The organism is Halochromatium sp. (assembly GCF_046541315.1).
Taxonomy (GTDB): Bacteria; Pseudomonadota; Gammaproteobacteria; order Chromatiales; family Chromatiaceae; genus Lamprobacter.
Genome location: NZ_JBKHDN010000147.1, coordinates 1 through 7,264, shown reverse-complemented (window position 1 = coordinate 7,264; position 7,264 = coordinate 1). Strand labels below are relative to the sequence as shown.

5 protein-coding genes, 1 tRNA gene and 1 pseudogene are annotated in these 7,264 nt (G+C 65.4%); 2 read left to right on the top strand and 5 right to left on the bottom strand.

The window, feature by feature from the left end; translation table 11 throughout:
* Nucleotides 1-212: pseudogene (locus ACLFQI_RS10090) on the top strand (hypothetical protein); the annotation flags it as partial.
* A 1,188-nt stretch (nucleotides 213-1,400) separates the two neighbouring features.
* Here the strand turns inward: ACLFQI_RS10090 and ACLFQI_RS10085 are convergent.
* The 5 genes from ACLFQI_RS10085 to rpsU all read right to left on the bottom strand — a co-directional run bounded on the left by ACLFQI_RS10085 (nucleotide 1,401) and on the right by rpsU (nucleotide 5,999).
* A tRNA-Ile gene (locus ACLFQI_RS10085) sits at nucleotides 1,401-1,476 on the bottom strand.
* An 81-nt stretch (nucleotides 1,477-1,557) separates the two neighbouring features.
* Nucleotides 1,558-3,363: an RNA polymerase sigma factor RpoD gene (gene rpoD / locus ACLFQI_RS10080; protein WP_410759007.1), complete on the bottom strand. Its 1,806-nt coding sequence runs from the start codon at nucleotides 3,361-3,363 to the stop codon at nucleotides 1,558-1,560.
* Nucleotides 3,364-3,479: 116 nt separating this feature from the next.
* Nucleotides 3,480-5,258, bottom strand: coding sequence for a DNA primase (dnaG, locus tag ACLFQI_RS10075; protein ID WP_410759005.1), 1,779 nt, complete (start codon nucleotides 5,256-5,258; stop codon nucleotides 3,480-3,482).
* Between the two features lie 52 nt (nucleotides 5,259-5,310).
* Entirely contained in the window at nucleotides 5,311-5,754 is a 444-nt protein-coding gene (locus ACLFQI_RS10070; protein WP_410759004.1) for a GatB/YqeY domain-containing protein, read from the bottom strand.
* 29 nt (nucleotides 5,755-5,783) lie between these two features.
* Nucleotides 5,784-5,999, bottom strand: a complete 216-nt coding sequence (gene rpsU, locus ACLFQI_RS10065; protein ID WP_201245314.1) for a 30S ribosomal protein S21 — start codon at nucleotides 5,997-5,999, stop codon at nucleotides 5,784-5,786.
* 200 nt (nucleotides 6,000-6,199) lie between these two features.
* On the opposite strand from rpsU, the gene tsaD reads away from it, so the two are divergent.
* A complete protein-coding gene (tsaD, locus tag ACLFQI_RS10060; RefSeq protein ID WP_410759002.1) occupies nucleotides 6,200-7,252 on the top strand; it encodes a tRNA (adenosine(37)-N6)-threonylcarbamoyltransferase complex transferase subunit TsaD in 1,053 nt (350 codons plus the stop codon).
* The last annotated feature ends 12 nt before the right edge of the window (nucleotides 7,253-7,264 follow it).

Genomic DNA, 7,264 nt, shown 5'->3' with positions numbered 1-7,264 from the left:
TAATAAATATGGGTGTTAAAGATGGGCTACGGATTCGTCGGCGCTTGGGCTGGTCGGATAGCGAGCCGGTCATCAGGACGAAGCCGCGTGGTATGCACCGGCGCACTTACGAGCGATTGGTAGCGCAGCATGAACGGCTGGCGGATGAGGCCGTGCTTGGGCTGGTGGTGATCCCTCACGAACGGCTTTGCGCGCGATCGGTATGTCGCTGAATCGAATGCAAATGCTCAGATACGAGCAGTTGAGCGCCTAGAGAGAAAACGACTCAGCCGCGAGGGGCGGGGTATCCCTCATGCCAAAGAGCAGGCGCGCAAGGCGACAGATCATTTGGAGCCCTCCCTGCCTTACGACAGGCGTCCGGCTGAGTCGAGAGTAAGAGCGTAGCCACAACACTCGGCGCAGGCAAGTTGGGCCAAGCTCGGATAAGGGCGTGAGGCTCGCCGGGAAAGAAGAAGGCCCCGATGTGCACGGATTTTGACACTGAAGGCTCAGCATCGCGTCCCGCTCCTGTCAGGGCCGACGTCAGCTTACCCGAAAGAGGAAAGGCCCAGATGTTACCCCGAGCAGCAGCCGGGGGTTCCGGGCCTTCTGAGGTCGGCACAAGTACCGATGCCTCTACTACAAAACTAGCGGCTGACTCTGAGAGGGTCAAGGGCGACATTCGGACCAGCCGTGCCTGGCTGACACCAAAATGCTACGTTCGTAGCAGTTTGGCCCTGCGCGCCCGCCGATCTGCATGGCGAAGATCGCCACCAAGCCGCTACATCCGGGATTTTCCCGGATCAGCCGCATCCAGGCCGCCGCTGGCGCTGTCCTGGGTCGTTAAAATATAACGACACCCACCGCCCATACCGCGCATTCGGCGCCGCCGCTGGCGACGATCAAGCCCGCCACGGGCGCGCCCTGGTGGGCTTATTCATGCGCCAAGCACGGCGGCTTGATGCCGCATCATCGGCCATATCTATCGGGCATGGATTTTGGCGAGCTCTATCCATCAATGGCTTAGCGTTTTTCAAGCATCAGCTATACCCATAGACAGCGCCTATCGTCCTGCCGCGACGATGCCGGCCTAGACCCTCACCGGGCGCGTGCGGGCAGGCTGCGCAGACTGCACGAATCTGCGCATTTGCGCCGATGCTATCCGAGTCGCATCGCCAGACCGCTGCACTGATCGGTGCATCGCAAGCCCCGGCGATCGGCGGCTGAGGGCTGAGGGCTGAGGGGATCGGTGCGCGAGAATCGCGGACCTAACGGACTCCCTGCTTTCTCCCTCGCTCCTATCGTTCCGTTTCTCCGGCGAGCAGCCCCTAACGCCGCCAAGATGTTACCCCGAGCGTTACCCTGATTCGATCTTGGCGATGACTAGCAGGCTCAAAAATCACCTAACCCTCTGTTTCAATTGGTGGGCCGTCTAGGATTCGAACCTAGGACCAAGGGATTATGAGTCCCCTGCTCTAACCGCTGAGCTAACGGCCCAGAGAGGTGGGCGCGGCAACTTGGGGGTTGCCGCAGGTCGCGTCCGTGCGCGATTGGCGAGGTCAGCCAAGCGATCGAGATTCAGTCGGCGTCGAGGAAGCTGCGTAGCTTTTCGGAGCGGGTCGGGTGGCGCAGCTTGCGTAGGGCCTTGGCCTCGATCTGACGGATGCGCTCGCGGGTGACGTCGAACTGCTTGCCGACCTCTTCCAGCGTGTGGTCGGTGTTCATGTCGATGCCGAAGCGCATGCGCAGCACCTTGGCCTCGCGCGAGGTGAGACTGGCGAGCATGTTCTGGGTCGCCTCGCGCAGACCCTCCGAGGTGGCCGAGTCGACCGGCGAGATCACTGTGGAGTCCTCGATGAAGTCGCCAAGGTGCGAGTCCTCATCGTCGCCGATCGGGGTCTCCATCGAGATCGGCTCCTTGGCGATCTTGAGCACCTTGCGCACCTTGTCCTCGGGCATCTCCATGCGCTCGGCCAGTTCTTCCGGCGTCGCCTCGCGGCCCATCTCCTGCACCATCTGGCGGCTGATGCGGTTCAGCTTGTTGATGGTCTCGATCATGTGCACCGGGATGCGGATGGTGCGCGCCTGGTCGGCGATCGAGCGGGTGATGGCCTGGCGAATCCACCAGGTGGCGTAGGTCGAGAACTTGTAGCCGCGGCGGTATTCGAACTTGTCGACCGCCTTCATCAGGCCGATGTTGCCTTCCTGGATCAGGTCCAGGAACTGCAAGCCGCGGTTGGTGTACTTCTTCGCGATCGAGATCACCAGGCGCAGGTTGGCCTCGACCATCTCCTTCTTGGCGCGGCGGGCCTTGGCCTCGCCGATCGACATCTTGCGGTTGGTTTCCTTGATCTCGGCGATCGTCAGCAGGTTGGTGCGCTCGATCTCCTGGAGCCGGCGCTGCGCGCGGCGCACCTCGTCGGCATAGTTGGCGAGGCGCTTGGTCCAGGCCGCATTGCCGCGCATCTGCGTCTCGATCCAGTCGCTGTTGGTCTCGTTCTCCGGGAAGGAGTCGATGAAGGTCTTGCGCGGCATGCCGGCGCCATCGACGCAGAGGCCCATGATCTGGCGCTCCTGCGAGCGGATGCGCTCGATGGTCTCGCGCAGCATCTCGACGAGCCGATTGAAGATGCCGGCGACGAGCTTGAATTGCAGGAAATCCTCCGAGACCTGAGCGAGAGCGGCCTGGGTCTCGGGATGCTCGCGGCCATGCTGTTCGAGTTTTTCGGCAAAGATTTGGTAGTGGGTGCGCAGATCGCCGACGCGCCGCGCGACCTCTTCCGGATCGGGCCCGGTATCGAGGGTCTCTTCGTCATCCTCGTCGTCGGCATCGGCGCTGTTCTTGATCGTGGGCTCGGGTACCGCGTCATCCTCATCGCGGAAGCCGCTGATAACCTCGGCGAGGCGCATCTCGCCTTGCTCGGCCTTGGCGAAGAGGTCGAGCAGTTCCTGCACCGTGCGCGGGTAGACCGAGAGCGCGGCCAAGACCTGGTTGAGGCCGTCCTCGATGCGCTTGGCGATGCGCAGCTCGCCCTCGCGGGTCAGGAGTTCGACGGTGCCCATCTCGCGCATGTACATGCGCACTGGGTCGGTGGTGCGGCCGAACTCGCTGTCGACCGAGGCGAGCGCGGCAGCGGCGGCCTCGGCGGCCTCGTCGTCGGCGACGGCGGCGTCGTCGCTGAGCTGGTCGATCTCGGCCGGCGCGCTCTCATGGACGGCGATGCCCATGTCGTTGATCATGCGCACGATGTCTTCGATCTGATCCGCCTCGACGATGCCGGGCGGCAGGTGGTCGTTGACCTCGGTATAGGTCAAAAACCCCTGTTCTTTGCCTTTAGCGATCAGCTGCTTGAGCTGGGACGACTGCTGCTGTTCTTGATCCATGCAGATACCCATGGGGCGAAGTCGAGATGTCAGGGTGCTGGGTTGCTTGAGGCAATGCATTTGTTTGAATGCCCCGACAAGCAACATACCAGTATAACAATGTTTGCTTTATTTGTCTAGTCTTTTGTTTGTTGCGACACGGCAGTGGCGGGCGGCCTCAGGGCGCGTCGCAACGCGGTCCGCTCCTCGGCCGTGAGGCCCTCGGTGCTGGCCTTGGACAACAGACGTTGGCGCAAGCTCAAGCGCCCGTCGCGGTTCAGGCGCCGGATGGCGCCGGCGAGTTCCTCTCCCCTGCCTTCCGGGGGAATATGGGCGAGCAGGGCGGAATGCGAGAGCCGCTCGACGATGGTGGCCTGATCGCGCTCGCGCCAATGCTCGCGCAGCGCCGCGGACGAGATCCCGGGCCGCTCGCCGATGACCTCGAGCAGCTCCGTGAGCAACCGCACGCCGGGGCTGTCGATCTCGCGCCAATCGTCGGGCTCGGCGAGCGCGTGCGGCGCCAGGGCCGGGTCGTCCAGCAGCAGGGCGATGGCGCGTCGCATCGGGTTGAGCTGGGTGAGCCCTTGTCTGGACCCCTGGGCGCGTGCTTGGGCGCGAGACGGAGTCGGGCGCGGGCCTGGGTACTGGCGTGCGCGGTGCTCGACGCCGGCGAGCCGGGCGAGGCGCTGTTCGAGCAGGTCGCGGAAGGTGCCCGCGGGAACCTTGTCCAGCAAGGGACGGGCGGCGGCATCCAGGCCCGCGCGGCCTTCATCGCTGGCGAGGTCGCGGTCGGCGGCTAAACGCTCGAACAGGAAGTCGGAGAGCAATGTGGCCTGCTCCATCCGTTGCTCAAAGGACCCCGCGCCTTCCTGGCGAATCAGGCTGTCCGGATCCTCGCCCTCGGGCAGGAACAGGAAGCGGATCGGCGTGCGGCCGGTGGCCTGTGGCAGCGCGATCTGGAGCGCCTTCCAGGCGGCCTCGCGGCCGGCGCGGTCGCCATCGAAACAGAACACCAGCTCGGGCGCGCTGCGCAGGAGTCGGGTCAGGTGCTCGGGCGTGGTCGCCGTGCCCAGGGTGGCCACCGCATAGGGGACGCCGAATTGCGCCAGCGCGATCACATCCATGTAGCCCTCGACGACGAGCAGGCGCGGCGGCTGCCGGTTGGCCTGCTGGGCCTCGTACAGGCCATAGAGTTCGCGGCCCTTGTGGAAGACCAGGTTCTCGGGCGAATTCAGATATTTCGGCTCGCCGTCCTCGAGCAGGCGGCCGCCGAAGCCGATGACCCGGCCGCGCCGATCGCGGATCGGGAACATGATGCGGTCGCGAAAGCGATCATAGCGCCGGCCATCGCGCTCGATGACCAAACCGGCGCGCTCAAGCAAGGTCTGGGCGTCAGGGGCTTGGCCAAGCTGCCCGAGGAGGAAGTCCCAGCCCGGGGGCGCGAAGCCAAGCCCGAAACGGGCGGCGATCTCGCCGCTGAGGCCGCGGCCACGCAGATAGTCCGCCGCGCGCCGCGCCTGGGGATGCGCGCGCAGCTGCTGCTGAAACAGGGTCGCGGCTTGCTTGAGGATTCGGTAGAGGGGCTTTGGATCGGGACCGGCCGGAGCCGCGTCGACCTCGCTCGGCAGCTCCAGGCCGGCATGCTGCGCCAACTCTTCGATCGCCTCGCGGAACTCGAGCCGATCATGCTCGATGAGGAAATCGATGGCATTGCCATGCGCGTGGCAGCCGAAGCAGTGATAGGTCTGGCGACTCGGGGTGACGACGAAGGACGGCGTCTTCTCGTTGTGGAAGGGGCAGAGCCCTTTCAGCAGAGCGCCGGCCTGCTTCAGCTGCACGCGCGCGCCGACGATCTCGGCGATCTCGATGCGCTCGAGGAGGCGTTCGATGAAGTCTAACGGAATCTTGCCGGCCATCGTCTTCCACGCCTGATGCGGCAGGCGTGGTGGCGGCCGTCGTGACCGCGCCTCAGCCTGCGAGCCTTGCCTTTACCGCGCCGCTGACCGCAGCCATGTCGGCGCGCCCTTGAAGCTTGGGCTTGAGGACGCCCATGACCTTGCCCATGTCCTGCATGCCGGCGGCGCCGGTGTCGGCGATGGCGCTGCCGATCAGGGCGTCGATCTCGTCGTCGCTGAGCGCGGCGGGCAGGTAGTCCTGACAGACCTGGATCTCGAAGCGTTCCTTCTCGGCGAGATCCTCGCGCCCGGCCTCGGTGTACTGGGCCACCGAGTCGCGCCGCTGCTTGAGCATCTTGTCGAGCACCGCGAGTACCTGGGTGTCGTCGAGTTCGCCGCGCTCATCGATCTCGCGCTGCTTGATGGCGGCATGGATGAGCCGAATCACGCCGAGACGGGCCTTGTCGCCGGACTTCATCGCCGCCTTCATGTCGGCTTGTAAGCGCGCTTTCAACATCGGGCTGTCAGTGCCTCGAGGATCAGGGGTCAGAACGTGCGTTCCCAGCGCCGCGCCTCGCGCGAGAGCTTCTTGTGGTGGCGCTTGACGGCAGCGGCTTTCTTGCGCTTGCGCTCGCTGGTCGGCTTTTCGTAGAACTCGCGGCGACGGACCTCGGCGAGTACGCCGGCCTTCTCGCACGAGCGTTTGAAGCGACGCAGGGCCACCTCGAAGGGTTCATTGTCTTTGACGCGGACGCTGGGCATGGAGACTCCCGTTGGCGATGTCCAGGGTTGGGATCGATCGGTTACACTACGGATAATCCACCAGCATAGCCGTTGCGTGGCGACCGATGCAAGCGCTATCGTCGCAAGACCTTGCGTCCGCAGGCTGGCGCTGACAGCGCGAAGCCGTTGCTGGACACCGGCTCAGATCATCCAGAGAGACGAACGAGGAGTTGCCCGGGATGCGTGTGCTTGGTATCGAGACCTCCTGCGACGAGACCGGTGTCGCGATCTACGACGGTGGACCCGGCGGCGCGGGGCTGCTCGCGCATGCGGTCTACAGCCAGGTCGAAGTGCATGCCGAGTATGGCGGCGTGGTGCCGGAGCTGGCCTCGCGCGATCACATCCGCAAGCTGCTGCCGCTGATCGAGCAGGTGCTCGACGAGGCCCGGCTGACCCCGGCCGAGATCGACGGCATCGCCTACACCGCCGGTCCGGGGCTGGTCGGAGCGCTGCTGGTCGGCGCCGCGCTCGGGCGCAGCCTGGCCTGGGCCTGGGATGTGCCGGCGCTGGCGGTGCATCACATGGAAGCGCATCTGCTCGCGCCACTGCTGGAAGATCCGGCACCGGCCTTCCCTTTCGTCGCCTTGCTGGTCTCGGGCGGGCATACGCAGCTCGTCGATGTGCAAGCCATCGGCCATTATCGCATTCTCGGCGAATCGGTCGACGATGCCGCCGGCGAGGCCTTCGACAAGACCGCGAAGATCCTCGGCCTGCCGTATCCGGGCGGGCCGGCGCTCGCCCGGCTCGCCGAGCAGGGCGATCCGACCCGCTATCGGTTCCCGCGGCCGATGACCGATCGTCCCGGCCTGGATTTCAGCTTCAGCGGGCTCAAGACCTTTGCCCTCACCGCCTGGCGGCGGGTGCAAGTCGAGCGCGAGGATCTCGAACAGGCGCGCGCCGACATCGCGCGCGCGTTCGAGGAGGCCGTGGTCGAGACGTTGCTGATCAAGTGCCGACGGGCGGTCGAGGCCGCCGGCGCAAAGCGCCTGATCCTGGCCGGCGGGGTGAGTGCCAATCGGCGTCTGCGCGCGCGCATGGATGCGCAGATGGACGCGCTCGGAGTGGCGGTGTTCTATCCGCGCGCGGCACTGTGTACCGATAACGGCGCGATGATCGCCTTGGCCGGGCATGAGCGCTTGGCGGCCGGTCAGCATGAGGCGCTGAGCTTTGGCGCGCGCCCGCGCTGGGCGCTTGAGACGCTGTCTCCGCTCGGCGCCGCTGACCCCGCCTGAGATCGGCGACAA